Source organism: Caballeronia sp. INML2 (assembly GCF_023631365.1).
Taxonomy (GTDB): Bacteria; Pseudomonadota; Gammaproteobacteria; order Burkholderiales; family Burkholderiaceae; genus Caballeronia; species Caballeronia turbans.
Genome location: NZ_JALQDH010000016.1, coordinates 90651 through 105762, shown reverse-complemented (window position 1 = coordinate 105762; position 15112 = coordinate 90651). Strand labels below are relative to the sequence as shown.

Below are 15112 nucleotides of genomic sequence, written 5' to 3'. Positions count from 1 at the left end.
CGTTGCACGAACATGCGCTACTTTGAGTATCACCACTTGCATCACTCGTTCGCAGCATCGACAGGAGACGGACGTTCATCGCGTCCGGCCCGCATCATGAAAAAGACTTTGACGGCTCTGGCGTTGTCGCTGTCGCTTGCTTCCCCGCTCGCGTTCGCCGTGCCGACCGCGCAGCAGGTAGAGCAGTCGATGACGCAAGGCAACTGGCAACAGGCCGACTCCCAGTTGAGCGAAGTGCTTGGCGCGCATCCGAAGAATGCGCATGCGCACTATCTCTATGCGCAGGTGCTCGACCGCGAAGGCCGTTACAGCGATGCTCTTTCGCATCTTCAACAGGCGAAATCGCTCGATCCTTCCCTGAGCTTCACGGATCCGTCGCGCTTCGCCGCCACGCAAGCCCGCATTCAGGCCGATGCGACGCGCGCCAGCATCTCGCCGCGCTCGAGCAACGGCACGACTACATCGAGCGCGCAGAATCCCTTCAATCAGGATCAGGCCGCCGCGGCACCGCAAAAGCACGGCATCGGCATGGGCGCGTGGATCGGTTTGGCGCTGCTGATCGCGGCGATCGCGCTCGTGCTGCGCTGGGGCTTGCGACGCGCCCGCGCACGCGACGACGGTCAGGCCGAGAACGACCGCCGCTCGCAGATGAAGCGCGCGACCGAACTGCTCAACGACGTGCGCACGCTCAAGCTCGATGTCCGGCTGTCTACTGCGCCCGGTCACGAAGCGCTGCTGAGAGACGTCGAAGGCACCGAGACTCAACTGCGCGAGATGGTCGAGTCGCTATCGAACTCGAAGAATCCGGTGCCGCCGTATGCGATCGAAGATCTGGAAAATCAGGTCGCGAGCCTGAAGGCCCGTTCCGAGGGCCGTCCCGATCCGAACGTTGGCAACAACGCTCAGCCGGGCGCGCCGAACGGCTCGCCCTATGCGCAGGAAGCCGAGCGTTTCGGGCGCGGCCAGCAGTATCCGCAGCAAGGGCCTTATCCGCCTTATCCGCCCCAGCAGGGGCAGCAGCAGCCGCCCGTCATCATTCAGCAAGGCGGCGGCGGATTCGCCGGCGGCATGGGAGGCCTGCTCACCGGCGTGCTGCTCGGCGAAGCGTTGTCACATGGACGCGATCGCGTGATCGAGCGCGAGGTGCCCGTCGATCGTCCGCCGCAGAACGATAACGGCGGACTGGATTTCGGCAACAACAGCGGCGGCGGCCTCGATCTCGGCAACGGGTCGAACGACTGGAACGACGGCAGCGGCGGCGGCGGGCTCGATCTCGGCAGCAACGACGACAACTGGCGCGACTCCTGACCTTGCCACGCACGCATCAATGAGGGCCCCGTTTTCGCGGGGCCCTTTTTCGTTCTGACTTGAAGAACCGGCGCGCAGAAGTCAGCGCGTCACCCGCCGCCGAGAAAGCGCAGCAGGCCCCACAGAAACCTGAAGAAGCCGACGATGAACTCCCAGATGCGCTCGAGCTGATCCCAGCTCGCGACGTGCAGGATGGCGCGGAGGATCATGCCGTCGGCGTCGCGCGGCCTTCGACGAGCGCGCGTTCATGCTTGAATGAAACATCCATCGTGGAAAAAAGAAGGCGGCTCTCGCCGCCTCCTGTGCCTGTCGCAAAAATCGCATGATACCCGGTCGGGCATGGCGGCCCGCCGAGTCGAGCTTCACCCCTGCGCTTTCTTCTCCTCGCTTTCGGGCGGTGCTTCGTCGGTCAGCGCCTCCTCCAGTCGGTCAAAGATTCGCTTCGTTGCGCCGCGCGGCTGAAGCGCGAACAACAGCAACGAGCGGCCCGTCACCTGATATACGTCGTCCGAGCCGAACTCGGGCAACTCCTCACGGATCGGCGCGTTCGTGTCGATCAGACAAATCCACTCGTCCGGACCCGGGATGTCCGGCAGCGTGAAATCGACCACGTCGTGATACGCGTTCACGATGAGCAACAGCGTCGCGTCCGATGCCGGCTTGCGGATGCCTGACGCCCGCGCGCGGCCGTCGAAGACGACGCCGAAGCAGCGCATGTTCGGATCGTCCCATTGTTCCTGCGTGAGTTCGTCGCCGGTCGTACCGAGCCATCTGACGTCGGCCACCTGCAAGTCGGCGTTGTACTCGCCCGTGAGGAAGCGCTGGCGGCGCAGCACCGGCAGCGTGTGGCGCAGCGTCGTGAGCTTGCGCACGAACTCGGTGAGCGCGCGGCCATCGTCATCGATTTCCCAATTCACCCAGCTGATTTCGTTGTCCTGGCAGTACGCATTGTTGTTGCCCTTCTGCGTGCGGCCGAACTCGTCGCCCGCGAGCAGCATCGGCGTGCCTTGCGAGAACAGCAGCGTCGCGAGCATGTTGCGTTTCTGGCGCTCGCGCAGCGTGCGGATTTCCACATCGTCGGTCGGGCCTTCGGCGCCGCAGTTCCACGACTTGTTGTCCGAGTGGCCGTCGTTGTTGTCCTCGCCGTTCGCCTCGTTGTGCTTTTCGTTGTACGACACGAGATCGTTCAGCGTGAAGCCGTCGTGCGCCGTGATGAAGTTGACGCTCGCCCACGGCCTGCGTCCGCGCTTGTTGAACTTGTCGCCCGACGCGGTGATCCGCGTCCCGAGCTCCGGCGCGACGCCCTCGTCGCCCTTCCAGAATTCGCGCACCGTGTCGCGATAGCGATCGTTCCATTCCGCCCAGCCCGGCGGAAAGCCGCCGACCTGATAGCCGCCCGGCCCGCAATCCCAGGGCTCCGCGATGAGCTTGACGCTCGAGAGAATCGGGTCCTGCCGGCAACTGTCGAGAAAGCCGCCGCCTTCGTCGAAGCCGTACGGCTCGCGGCCGAGAATCGTCGCAAGGTCGAAGCGGAAGCCGTCGACATTCATCTCCGTCACCCAGTAGCGCAGGCTGTCGGTGACCATCTGCAGCACGCGCGGATGCGAGAGATTGAGCGTGTTGCCCGTGCCGGTATCGTTGATGTAGTAGCGCGTCTCTTCCGGCATCAGCCGATAGTACGACGCATTGTCGATGCCGCGGAACGACAGCGTCGGCCCGCGCTCGTTGCCTTCGGCGGTGTGGTTGTACACGACGTCGAGGATCACTTCGAGGCCGGCTTCATGCAGCCGGTCGACCATCTCCTTGAACTCGGCGACGACGCCCGGCCCGCGCGCGAAATAGCGCGGATCGGCGGCGAAAAAGCCGATCGTGTTGTAGCCCCAGTAATTCGTGAGACCCTTGTCGAGCAGGTAACTGTCGTTGACGAACGCGTGAATCGGCATCAGCTCCACCGACGTCACGCCGAGGCTCTTGATGTATTCGACGACCTCTTCCTGCCCGAGCCCTTCGAAGGTGCCGCGCATGTGCTCCGGAATCGCCGGATGCAGCTTCGTGTAGCCGCGCACGTGGGTCTCGTAGAAGATCGTGTGCTCCCACGGCACGCGCACGCGCGTCGCATGGGTCCAGCTAAAAGTCTGATCGACGACCTGGCACTTCTGCATGAAAGGCGCGCTGTCGCGTTCGTCGAAGGTGAGATCGTCGCCTTCGGCGTCGAGCGTGTAGCCGAACAACGCCGGGTCCCATTCAAGCGTGCCGACGTGCGCCTTCGCATAGGGATCGAGCAACAGCTTGTTCGGGTTGAAGCGATGTCCGGCTTCCGGTTCGTATGGACCGTGCACGCGGTAGCCGTACACCGTGCCGGGTTCGAGCCCGTGAACATAAACGTGCCAGACTTCGTCGGTATATTCGGGCAGCTCGATACGCTGCGTTTCCTTCTCGCCCTTCTCGTCGAAGAGGCATAGTTCGACCTTGGTCGCGTTCGCGGAGAAAAGCGCGAAATTGACGCCCTTTCCGTCCCAGCTCGCGCCGAGCGGAAACGGGGAGCCTTCAGCAATGCGGAGTTCTTTCGGCATGAGATGATGTGTTCGAGTGGTTGACACGCGGTGCGTCGGGATTGTGCGTGGGCATTGCGGGGCTTCCAACGGATCGTAAGGAGCATTTAGCGTGCCCATGCGCTGATTCGGCGCGCGGCTCGCTTCAGATTGGCTGCAACGTCCGAAGCGTTACGCGCGCACCGCCCCGCGTGTAAAACGTTCGCTTACCGGAGCGCGAAATGCTCGGCGCCCGAATGACGTTCGACACACCCGCCCATCGCAGCAGGAGAACACGCCTTGTCCACACGCCCAGGTCCCGCCATGTCGATTTCCCCGATCAACGGCACAGCCGAAGACAGCCGCGCGGCCGGCCGCGCGCTGCGCGACGCCGTTCCGTTCGAGGCCCACGGCGCGTGGTCGCCCGAGCCCGACCGGCCCGACCCGGTCGAGCGCGTGCTCGCGGGCAACGCGGGCCGGCAGGAGCGGCTCATTCCACTACGCATGCAGCGTATGGCCGAGTCGCCGTTCGCCTTCCTGCGCGGCTCCGCGACCGTGATGGCGTGGGATCTGGCGAAGTCGCCGTCGATCGGGCACAACGTGATCATCGACGGCGATGCGCATGTCAACAATTTCGGCCTCTTTCGCACGCCGCGCCAGGACGTGGTGTTCGATCTGAACGATTTCGATGAAACGCTCGTCGGCCCGTGGGAGTGGGATCTGAAGCGCCTGACGGCGAGCATCAACGTCGCGGCGCGCGAGAACGGCGTGGACGCCGCGGGGCGCGAGCGCGCGGTGCGCTCGGCCTGCTTGGCGTATCGCACGACGATGGCCGGCCTCTGGCAAGTGAGCCCTTACGATCTCTGGCAGATGCGCTCCTACGCGAGCGCGCTGCACATGGACGCCCCGACGAAGCTTAACGCCGAAGAAAAAGCGACCATCGAAAAGACCGTCGAGCGTGCGATGAAGCGCTCGCACGCGACCATGCTCGCGAAAGTCGCGGAACCGGTCGGCAAGAGCTATCGCTTCAAGGTCGATCCGCCGATCCTCACGAGCCTCGACGCCGCCGAGAAAAATCATGTGATCGACGGCCTGAAGGCGTATCTGCAGACCATCGCGGGCGAATGGCGCATGATGCTCGAGCGATACGACGTCGTGGATGTCGCGCATCGCGTCGTCGGCGTGGGCAGCGTCGGCACGCGCGCGTATCTCGTGCTGATGCTGAGCCGCGCGCTCGGCGATCCGCTTTTCATTCAGGTCAAGGAAGGCATCGTGCCCGCCGCCGCGCCGTTCGTGCCACCGCTCGAGGAGCCGTATCGGCACCAGGGACGGCGCGTCGTGCATGGCCAGCGGCTTTTGCAGAGTTCGTCGGACGCGCTGCTCGGCTGGACGACCATCTCCGGCCGCGATTTCTACGTACGACAGATGAAGCAGATCCGCGGCTCGATTCCGATGGACTGGCTGCACGGCGCCACGTTCGATTTCTACGCGTGGTGTCTCGGCCTCCTGCTCGCCCGCGCCCACGCGCGCACGGGAGACGCCGCGCTCATCGCGGGCTATTGCGGCAATTCGGATCGCCTGGATGCCGCGTACGCGACCTGGGCCGAGCGCTACGGCGCACAGACGGTCGCCGATCACGCCGCCTTTTGCGCGGCGATCAGCGTGGGCCGCGTCCCGGCCGCCTGATGGTCGAACGGGCGCGATTCTCAGCGCGCGGGCGGTCCGCAGTCGAATTGACTATCATTGTCGGAGCCCGCAATGGAACGCACTTTGCCGCATGTTTCGCGGGCTTTTCAATGGCATAGCCCTTGCTGCCGCTTTGGCCCGCACAACCGTCTAACTCAAACTGGAGGAAGCCGCGCATGAGCATGATCGATGAATTCAAGAACTTCGCGCTAAAGGGCAACGTCATGGACCTCGCGGTCGGTGTGATCATCGGCGGCGCTTTCTCGACGATCGTGAACTCCGTCGTGAAGGATCTGATCATGCCGGTGGTCGGTCTCGCCACCGGTGGCCTCGACTTTTCGAACCTCTTCGTAAGACTCGGTCAGATACCGCCTACCTTCAAGGGCAATCCGGATTCGTACAAGGATCTGCAGACCGCGGGTGTCGCCGTGTTCGGCTACGGTTCGTTCATCACGACGCTGATCAATTTCATCATCCTCGCGTTCATCATCTTTCTGATGGTCAAGTTCATCAACAATCTGCGCAAGCCCAATGAAGCCACGCCGCCGCCCGCGACGCCGGAAGACGTGCTGCTGCTGCGCGAAATTCGCGACGAACTCAAGAACGCGCCGCGCGTCTAGCCGGACAAACCCGCTCGAAACAGATTGAACCCACGCGGCTCGCGCGGGTCTGCCCGGGTAGCCCACCCCCGCTCGCTTGGTGCGCCCACCCGCTTTTTTCTTTACGAAAGCTGTTCGCGCGGGTAGCAGCAGGACTATTATTGGGATAGATGCTCAGAGGGATGCCAAGCGGGCCGCCAAACGGTCATCGGCACGAATCATGCGCCACGGACGTGCACCGGCACCTTGCCGGTCACGACGAGATGGCCCGATTCACCGTGACCTAATCACATCGATGCGCTATAAAAGATCGACGTGCGGCGCGCAAGACGGGAGTGGCCGCATGAGGACGCTGCGTTTCTTGCAAATCTTTTTCAGGCGAGTTTTTATGTCCTTCCCGAAAAGGCGTAAGCGCGTGAAGGCCGATGGCGACGAGTCTTTTCTCGCCGTGCTGCGGCATTTCAAGCCATTTGGTCAGCTCGACACGAAGATCGCCCGGGCTCGCGCCCAGGATGAACCGGTGCTCTACGCACACGTTCTGCCCGGTCTCGATGTCCTTCTGTGCAGCGTGCGAGGCGCACAGCCACCGTACCCGGCCATCGACGACTTACACAGGCGCTGCGTCGAATCGATCACCAATGCGCTCGAGCAGCCGCTCGACGGACTGGAGAACGGCGGCTACTGGTACGAGGCAAACGGCTTTGGTTTCCTCGTGTTCGCGAGCCGCGCCCGTGCGCAGATCCTGAGCGAATTCGGTGCGACGGTGTCAGCGCGCAGGCGTCGCGGCACCCGCCGGCAGGACGCGGGCGATGCCGCATCGCGGCCGCTGCGTTGATCCCTCTCTGACCTTTCCCGTGTGTCTTTGATGCGCGCGGGCCTCGTGAACGAGGCCCGGCGTGCCGTCGGCTGCGCGTCGAGGCGCTTCGCGCAAACCCCGACTACTCCCGCGCGCTTTCGTGTTCTTTAATGGAAGCCACGCGCGAAAGCGTGATGGCGCGTGCCTTGCTGCGTCGGGATTGCAAGCTGCCTACCCGATCCATCATGCCCCGAGGAAATCGCCTTGGGGACTACAAGGAGAACACCATGTCGGAACACGTCTACAAGCAGATCGAATTGACCGGCTCCTCGACGCAATCGAGCGATGACGCCGTACGCGTCGCGCTGGACAAGGCGTCGAAAACGCTGCGCAACATGCACTGGTTCGAAGTGGTGGAAACACGAGGGCACATCGAGGACGGCAAGATCCTGCACTGGCAGGTGACGATCAAGGTGGGATTGCGCATCGATTGATCCGCTCGCTGCATCGCATGAAAAAACCGCGCTTCGTTTTGCAACGAAGCGCGGTTCGTCATTGCGCGGACTGAAGATAGAGACGCGAGCTTACTTCGGCAGCGAGCCGTCAACGCCCTCGACATACCAGTTGATGCGCTGCAGTTCCGGATCGGTCAGCGTCTTGCCAGCCGGCACTTTCTCCGCGCCCGACTGATCCTTGATCGGACCGCTGAACACATCCCACTTGCCCGCGTGCAGTTCGTCACGCTTCGCGGCAACCGCCTGCACCGCCTTCGCCGGAATCACGCCGGTGTTCAGGTCTTCGAGATCCACGGCCTTCTGCGGAATGCCGAGCCACACCGGATCGTTTTTCCACTTGCCGTCGAGCACTTGCTGGATCACCGAGTTGTAGTACACGCCCCAGTGCGCGACCACCGAGCCCAGATGCGCGCCCGGGCCAAACTTCTTCATGTTCGAATCCCAGCCGAACGCGAAGACCTTCTTTTCGGCGGCGGTGTTGAGCGTCGCGTTCGAGTCCGTGTTCTGCAGCAGCACGTCGGCGCCCTGGCCGATCAGCGTCTCGGCAGCCTGCTTTTCCTTGCCCGGATCAAACCAGCTGTTGATCCAGATGACCTTCGTGTGGACCTTCGGGTTCACGGAGCGCGCGCCCATCGTGTAGGCGTTGATGTTGCGCACGACTTCCGGAATCGGCACCGACGCGACGAAGCCGAGCGTGTTGGTCTTCGTCACGTAGCCCGCGGCGACGCCGGCCAGATACGCGCCCTGATACATGCGCACGTCATAGGTGCCGAAGTTTTTCGCTTTCTTGAAGCCGGTTGCCGTCAGGAAGATGGTGTCCGGGAAATCCTTCGCGACCTTCAGCGCAAAATCCTGATAGCCGAAGCTCGTAGCGAGGATGACCTTGTTGCCCTTGTTCGCGAGGTCGCGGAACACGCGTTCCGAATCCGCCGACTCCGGCACGTTTTCCACGCGCGTGATCTTGATCTTGTTGCCGAACTTCGCTTCGGCTTCCTTGCTGCCCGCATCGTGCGCGAAGGTCCAGCCCGCATCGCCCGGATTGCCGAGATAGACGAACGCGACGCCCGGCGCATCCGCCGCCTGCGCGCTCAGCGCCGCGACGGTGGCGGACAATGCGACCGTCGCGGTGATCGCCTTCAGCCATGGTTTATTCATTGTGATTCTCCTGGTCGATGTTGTGTGTGAAACGATATTTCAGGCCCGCATCAGTGTGGTCGGTCAAAAATGAGAGCGGAACCGCGATGCTGCGCAAGAACAACAGCATCAGCTCGCCGCGAAAAACGGCTTGCCGAGCGATGCGGGCGCGTTGAGCTTGATGGTGTTCGGGTTGCGTGAGATGAGCACGAGGACGACGATCGTCGCGATATAAGGCAGCATCGCGAGAAATTGCGTCGGGACGGGCACGCCGATCGCCTGTGCGTAGAACTGCAACGCCATCACCGCGCCGAAGAGCAGCGCGCCGATCAACAGGCGGCCGGGGCGCCATGTCGCGAACACGACGAGCGCGAGCGCGATCCAGCCGCGACCTGAAGTCAGTTGTTCCTGCCAGACATGCAGATAGACGATCGAGTAATAGCCGCCCGCGATGCCGGCCATCGCGCCGCCGAAGAGCGTCGCGCCATAGCGCACGCCGACGACCGGAAAGCCCACCGCATGCGCGACCGCCGGCGACTCGCCGACCGAGCGCAGCACGAGGCCCGCGCGCGTCTTGTAGAGAAACCAGCCGATGACGGCGAACATGATGAACGCGAGATAGCCGAGCGGCGTGAGCGAGAAGATCGCGGGTCCGAGCACGGGAACGTTCGCGAGGCCGGGAATCGGCATCACGTCGATGGTCGAGCGCACCGCCGCCGACGTATAAGGCTTGCCGACATACGCCGAAAAGCCGATGCCGAAGATCGTCAGCGACAGGCCCGTCGCGACCTGATTGGCGAGCATCGTGATGGTGAGAAAGCCGAAGAGCAGCGCCATCGCGAGTCCCGCAAACACGGACGCGACGATCCCGAGCCACGGACTTCCGGTGATCGCCGTGACGGCGTAGCCGGTGACGGCGCCCATCAGCATCATTCCTTCGACGCCGAGATTCAGCACGCCGGATTTTTCCGCGACGAGTTCGCCCGCGCCCGCGTACATCAGCGGGATGGCGGCGATCACGGCGCTCGACGCGAGGTTGCTGGCCTGATTGATGTCCATTTCTTATTGCCTCGTCATGCGGCGTGATGCGCAGGCGTCCTGCGCTTGATGCGGAAATTCACGAACAGATCGCAGCCGAGCAGGCAAAAGAGCAGCAAGCCCTGGAACACGCCCGCGAGCGCTTGCGGCAATTGCAGCGAGGTCTGCACGGCTTCGCCGCCGAGATACAAGAGCGCCATCAGCAGGCTGGCGAGCACGATGCCCACCGGATGCAGACGTCCCACGAACACGACGATGATCGCCGTGAAGCCGTAGCCCGGCGACCAGCCCGCCTGAAGCTGGCCGATCGGGCCGGCCACTTCGCCCATGCCGGCGAGTCCCGCCAGGCCGCCGGAGAGCAGGAGCGATGTCCAGATCGTTTTCTTGTCGGAGAAACCGGCGTAGCGCGCGGCGAGCGGCGCGAGACCGCCGACGTTCATGCGAAAGCCCGCGAAACTCTTGCGCATGAAGAGCCACACGCACGGAATCGCGATCGCCGTCAGAAACACCGACGCATTGATGCGCGTGCCCTTGAGCCACGTCCAGTGCCAGTCTCCGTAGAGGCGCGGGAACAGCGCGTCGTCGCCGAACATCGCCGAGATCGGGAAGTTCATGCCTTCCGGGTCGCGCCACGGGCCGCTCACCAGATAGATCAGCAATTGCGTCGCGACGTAGGTGAGCATCAGGCTCGTCAGGATTTCGTTGGTGTTGAAGCGGCTCTTGAGGAGCGCGGGAATCGCCGCCCACACCATGCCGCCGACGACGCCGCCCGCCATCATCAGCGGCAGCGTCCACCAGCCGGACGCATCGCCGGCGTGAATCGCGATGCCGCCCGCGACGATTCCGCCGAGCAGCATCTGCCCTTCCGCGCCGATGTTCCACACATTCGCGCGATAGCCGACCGCGAGCCCGAGCCCGATCAGGCACAGCGGCGACGCCTTCAGCACGAGCTCGGACCAGCCGTTGATGCTGGAAAGCGGCTCGATGAAGAACGCGTGCATCGCGCGCAGCGGGTCCTGTCCGACGAGGCTGAAAATCAGAAAGCCGATGACGAGGGTCGCGACGGCGGCAACTACCGGCACCGCGAGCTGCATGACGCGCGAGGGCGTCGGGCGCGCTTCGAGTCGATAAGGAAAGGTCATCGTGCTTAATGCTTCAAGAGAGAGTCGGGTTCGGCGGCGGGCGCGGTCTTGCCTTCGAAAAGACCGGCCATGAAGAGGCCGACCTCCTCCGCGTTGGTTTCGCTCGTCTTGCGCACCGGCGAGAGCTTGCCGCGCGCGATCACGGCGAGCCGGTCGCAGATGTCGAAAAGTTCTTCGAGCTCTTCGGAAATGACGAGGATGGCGACGCCGCGCGCCGACAGATCGAGCAGTTGCTGACGAATGAAGCCCGCCGCGCCCACATCGACGCCCCAGGTCGGCTGCGCGACCACGAGCACCTTCGGCTCCTGAAGAATCTCGCGCCCGACGATGAACTTCTGCAAGTTCCCGCCCGACAGGCTCTGCGCGAGCGCACCGCTGCCGCCGCAGCGCACGTCGAACGCCTTGATGCAACGCTCGGCGAACGATTTCACCGCCGCAGTTTTTATCCAGCCGCCGCGCACCATGTTTTCGCGGTGCGCGGTGAGCAGACCGTTATCGGCGAGGGACATCGCCGGAACCGCGCCGCGCCCGAGGCGTTCTTCGGGCACGAAGGCAAAGCCGAGCCTGCGCCGTCCGCCCGCGGTCAGACGTGCGGCGGGCTTGCCGCAGATCGAGACGGCATCGGGCGCGACGTGCCGGTCGCGGATCTCGCCCGAGAGCGCCGCGAGCAGCTCCGCCTGTCCATTCCCCGACACGCCCGCAATACCGAAGATCTCGCCCGCGTGCACGGCGAACGAAACGTTCTCCAGCGACGTGCCGAACGGATCGGGGCTCGCCACCGACAGGTTCTTCACCGCGAGCCGCACGTCGCCCGGATTGTGCTCGCGCCGCGTGTAGTCGGGCAGCGAATGGCCGACCATCAACTGCGCGAGCGACGCCTGCGTCTGCTTGCGCGGATCGACGTTGCCGGTCACGCGCCCGCCTCGCATCACGGTGGCGTTTTCGCAGAGCGACTGAATTTCGTCGAGCTTGTGGCTGATGTAGAGAATGCTGCAACCTTCAGAGGCGAGGCGTCGCAGTACTTTGAAGAGCTTCTGGACGGCCTGCGGCGTGAGCACCGAGGTCGGCTCGTCCATGATGAGCAGACGCGGATTCTGCAGCAGGCATCGCACGATTTCCACGCGTTGCCGCTCGCCGACCGTCAGGCTGTGGACGTGCCGCTGCGGATCGACATCGAGACCGTAATCCTTTGAGACGTCGCGGATGCGTTTGCCCAGCGCCTTCATGTCGAACTTCTCGTCGAGCGCGAGCGCGATGTTCTCGCCGACCGTCAGCGTCTCGAAGAGCGAAAAGTGCTGGAACACCATGCCGATGCCGAGCTTGCGCGCGGCGGCCGGGCTGCCGATCTCGACCGTTTCGCCCTGCCAGCGGATCTCGCCTTCGTCCGGACGCACCGCGCCGTAGATGATCTTCATCAGCGTGGACTTGCCCGCGCCGTTCTCGCCGAGCACGGCGTGAATTTCCCCCGGCATGACGACGAGATTCACGCCGTCGTTCGCCTTGACGGACGGATACTGTTTGCTGATACCCGACAACGCCAGGCGCGGTGGCGTCATCGACGTGGAAATGGCGTCGCCCATTGAGATCCAGAAATGCGCCCGGCCACCGAGCAGGCCAGGCTGGAAAGGTTACCGCTCATGAGCGCGAGACAGGTCATGTCGCACGAACTCATATCGCGGGCAGAATTTACAGAATTCGGGGCCCTAAGTCGATAACTCAAAATTAGTGTTGCGTGCCGGTAAAGCCAGTGTTTGCGGGTATCCCACACCTTGACGAATTTTTCACGTCATATTAAAAACGATATGTCGCACCCCCGCGTCGATCAGCCAGAACATATAGTGGAGATAACATGAGTCAGCAGCGCGAGGCGATCGATACGTATCTGTTACGCGTCTTGCATACCCTTCTGATTGAACGCAGCGTGACGCGTGCAGCCGTCAAGCTCAATCAGTCGCAACCCGCCATCAGCGCCGCCTTGCGCCGGCTGCGCGATATCACCGGCGACCCGCTGCTGGTACGCGGCAAGTCCGGCATGGTGCCGACCGAATACGGTCTGCGCCTGCTCGAGCCCACGCAGAACGCGCTGCGTGAAATCGAGCGCATCAAGGTCCAGCAGCACAACTTCGATCCGTCGACCTCCGTGCGGTGCTATCGCATCGGCTGCCCCGACTATCTGAACGTGCTGTTCGTGCCGACCGTCGTCGAACGATTCCGGCAGGCTGCGCCCAACGCGACGCTCGAGTTCCATTCGCTCGGCCCCGCGTTCGATTACGAACTCGCGCTCGAGGACGGCAAGCTCGATATCGTCGTCGGCAACTGGCCTGAGCCGCCCGAGCAGTTGCATCTCTCAAACTTGTTCGTCGACAAGATCGTGTGTCTTGTCAGCAACACGCATCCGTTCGCCAAGCGCGGCGGGCTTACGCTCGATCAATACCTCAACGCGCCGCATCTCGCGCCGACGCCCTATTCCGTCGGCCAGCGCGGCGCAATCGACGTGCATCTCGCGCGCGAGCGCCTGAAGCGCCATGTCGTCGTCACGCTGCCGTATTTCAACCTCGCGCCTTACGTGCTGATCAAGTCGGATCTCGTCTTCACGACCACGCGCCTTTTCGCGGACCATTACGCGCGGTTCCTGCCCCTCGCGGTCGTGCCCGCGCCGCTCGATTTCCCGCCGATGCAGTATTACCAGCTCTGGCATGAGCGCTGTCATTATTCCGACGAAGTCCGCTGGCTGCGGGGGCTCGTCGCGGAAGCGACGCGGTCGTTGATCGATCAGCCTTAGGGCGTGGTTGCCGCTTGTTTGATCGTCGCGAAAACTGGTGTTCGTGTTGGTGTATTTGCACTGCCCCTGTGCGGGGCGCAGTGCTCATAACCAACACGTAGACAGGTTTCACGAACGCAAACCAAACCAGACAAGTCAAGCCACCGCGCAGCCGACCCTCACACACCCGAAGCCTCAACCAGCCCCCGCGCCAGGCGATTGTGGCGCTCCACCACCACGCCCAGATCGACTGTCGTCAGCCGCCCTTCCTTCACCACGATCTTCCCGTCGATGACACTCGTCGACACCTGCGACGGCGCGCAAAACACGAGCGCCGCCACCGGATCGTGCAGCGCGCCTGCAAACGCCGCCTGCGACAGGTCGAACGACACGAAATCCGCCGCCATGCCGGGCGCGAGCGCACCGATGTCGTCGCGATTGAGCACTTTCGCGCCACCGAGTGTCGCGATTTCGAGCGCCTCGCGCGCAGTCATTGCGTCCGGCCCGAAGCCGACACGTTGCAAAAGCAGCGCCTGACGCACTTCCGCGACCATCTGCGCACCATCGTTCGACGCCGAGCCATCCACGCCGATGCCCACCGGCACGCCCGCGTCACGCATCGCGCGGATCGGCGCGATGCCCGACGCGAGGCGCATGTTCGAGCAAGGGCAATGCGCGACCCCCGTGCCCGTGCGCGCGAACAGCTCGATGCCCGCCCTGTCGAGCTGCACGCAGTGCGCATGCCATACGTCGTGCCCGACCCAGCCGAGGTCCTCCGCATATTCGGCGGGCGTCATGCCGAATTTCTCGCGGCTGTACGCAACATCGTTCACATTCTCAGCCAGATGCGTGTGCAGCGACACGCCGTATTCGCGCGCGAGCAGCGCCGAATCGCGCATCAATTCGCGGCTCACCGAAAACGGCGAGCAAGGCGCGACGACCACGCGCAGCATCGCGTAGCGGCCCTCGTCGTGATACGTCTCGATCAGGCGCTGCGAATCCTTCAGAATCGCGTCTTCCTTTTCGACGACCGAATCGGGCGGCAAGCCGCCATCCTTCTGCCCGACGCTCATGCTGCCGCGCGCCGCGTGAAAACGCATGCCGATTTCCCGCGCCGCCGCGATGCTGTCGTCGAGCCGGCTGCCGTTCGGATAGATATACAGATGGTCGCTCGACGTCGTGCAGCCGGAAAGCAGCAGCTCCGCCATCGCCGTCTTGGTCGAAACGTCGATCATTTCGGGCGTGAGATGCGCCCAGATCCGGTAGAGATTCGTGAGCCAGCCGAAGAGTTCGGCGTTCTGCGCCGCGGGAATCGCGCGCGTCAGGCTCTGGTACATGTGATGGTGCGTGTTGACGAGGCCCGGAATGACGAGATGGCCGCGCATGTCGAGCACCTCGTCGGCGGATGGCGGCAGCTCGCACGTCGGTCCCGTCTGGACGATCCGGTTGTCTTCGATATACATGCCGCCGTCGCGAATCTCGCGGCGATGCTCATCCATCGTGACGAGCATGTGGGCGTTCTTGACCAAAAGACTGCGTGGCATCAGCGTTATCTCCAGAGACGGTGAGGGAAACCAGTAAAAGCCCCGGTTACCCAGCGTG

Annotated in this window: 12 protein-coding genes; 6 read left to right on the top strand and 6 right to left on the bottom strand. The window is 63.5% G+C overall.

Annotated elements, in window-relative coordinates; genetic code table 11:
- Positions 1-96: 96 nt before the first annotated feature.
- Positions 97-1308: a lipopolysaccharide assembly protein LapB gene (locus tag NCT32_RS06305; protein ID WP_061117516.1), complete on the top strand. Its 1212-nt coding sequence runs from the start codon at positions 97-99 to the stop codon at positions 1306-1308.
- A 362-nt stretch (positions 1309-1670) separates the two neighbouring features.
- Here NCT32_RS06305 and glgX read toward each other — a convergent pair whose 3' ends face one another.
- Positions 1671-3881, bottom strand: coding sequence for a glycogen debranching protein GlgX (glgX, locus tag NCT32_RS06300; protein WP_061117517.1), 2211 nt, complete (start codon positions 3879-3881; stop codon positions 1671-1673).
- Between the two features lie 258 nt (positions 3882-4139).
- On the opposite strand from glgX, the gene NCT32_RS06295 reads away from it, so the two are divergent.
- From NCT32_RS06295 to NCT32_RS06280, 4 genes are all read left to right on the top strand, one after another.
- On the top strand, positions 4140-5525 hold the full coding sequence (locus tag NCT32_RS06295; RefSeq protein ID WP_061117518.1) for a DUF2252 domain-containing protein: 1386 nt from the start codon (positions 4140-4142) through the stop codon (positions 5523-5525).
- 176 nt (positions 5526-5701) lie between these two features.
- Complete coding sequence (gene mscL / locus NCT32_RS06290) at positions 5702-6145, top strand: large conductance mechanosensitive channel protein MscL (RefSeq protein ID WP_061117519.1); 444 nt, start codon at positions 5702-5704, stop codon at positions 6143-6145.
- Between the two features lie 322 nt (positions 6146-6467).
- Positions 6468-6959, top strand: a complete 492-nt coding sequence (locus tag NCT32_RS06285) for a hypothetical protein (protein ID WP_061117520.1) — start codon at positions 6468-6470, stop codon at positions 6957-6959.
- 248 nt (positions 6960-7207) lie between these two features.
- A complete protein-coding gene (locus NCT32_RS06280; protein WP_061117521.1) occupies positions 7208-7414 on the top strand; it encodes a dodecin in 207 nt (68 codons plus the stop codon).
- 90 nt (positions 7415-7504) lie between these two features.
- Here NCT32_RS06280 and NCT32_RS06275 read toward each other — a convergent pair whose 3' ends face one another.
- The 4 genes from NCT32_RS06275 to NCT32_RS06260 form a co-directional block, all read right to left on the bottom strand.
- A complete protein-coding gene (locus NCT32_RS06275; protein ID WP_061117522.1) occupies positions 7505-8590 on the bottom strand; it encodes a BMP family ABC transporter substrate-binding protein in 1086 nt (361 codons plus the stop codon).
- A gap of 108 nt (positions 8591-8698) precedes the next feature.
- Entirely contained in the window at positions 8699-9628 is a 930-nt protein-coding gene (locus tag NCT32_RS06270) for an ABC transporter permease (RefSeq protein ID WP_061117523.1), read from the bottom strand.
- A 14-nt stretch (positions 9629-9642) separates the two neighbouring features.
- The gene (locus NCT32_RS06265) at positions 9643-10749 is read right to left on the bottom strand and encodes an ABC transporter permease (protein ID WP_061117524.1); all 1107 of its coding nucleotides are present in this window, start codon (positions 10747-10749) and stop codon (positions 9643-9645) included.
- Between the two features lie 5 nt (positions 10750-10754).
- A complete protein-coding gene (locus NCT32_RS06260) occupies positions 10755-12329 on the bottom strand; it encodes an ABC transporter ATP-binding protein (RefSeq protein ID WP_061117525.1) in 1575 nt (524 codons plus the stop codon).
- Positions 12330-12598: 269 nt separating this feature from the next.
- On the opposite strand from NCT32_RS06260, the gene NCT32_RS06255 reads away from it, so the two are divergent.
- Positions 12599-13531: a LysR substrate-binding domain-containing protein gene (locus tag NCT32_RS06255; RefSeq protein ID WP_061117526.1), complete on the top strand. Its 933-nt coding sequence runs from the start codon at positions 12599-12601 to the stop codon at positions 13529-13531.
- Positions 13532-13689: 158 nt separating this feature from the next.
- On the opposite strand, the gene NCT32_RS06250 is transcribed toward NCT32_RS06255, so the two are convergent.
- Positions 13690-15054, bottom strand: coding sequence for an 8-oxoguanine deaminase (locus NCT32_RS06250; protein WP_061117527.1), 1365 nt, complete (start codon positions 15052-15054; stop codon positions 13690-13692).
- Between the last annotated feature and the right edge of the window lie 58 nt (positions 15055-15112).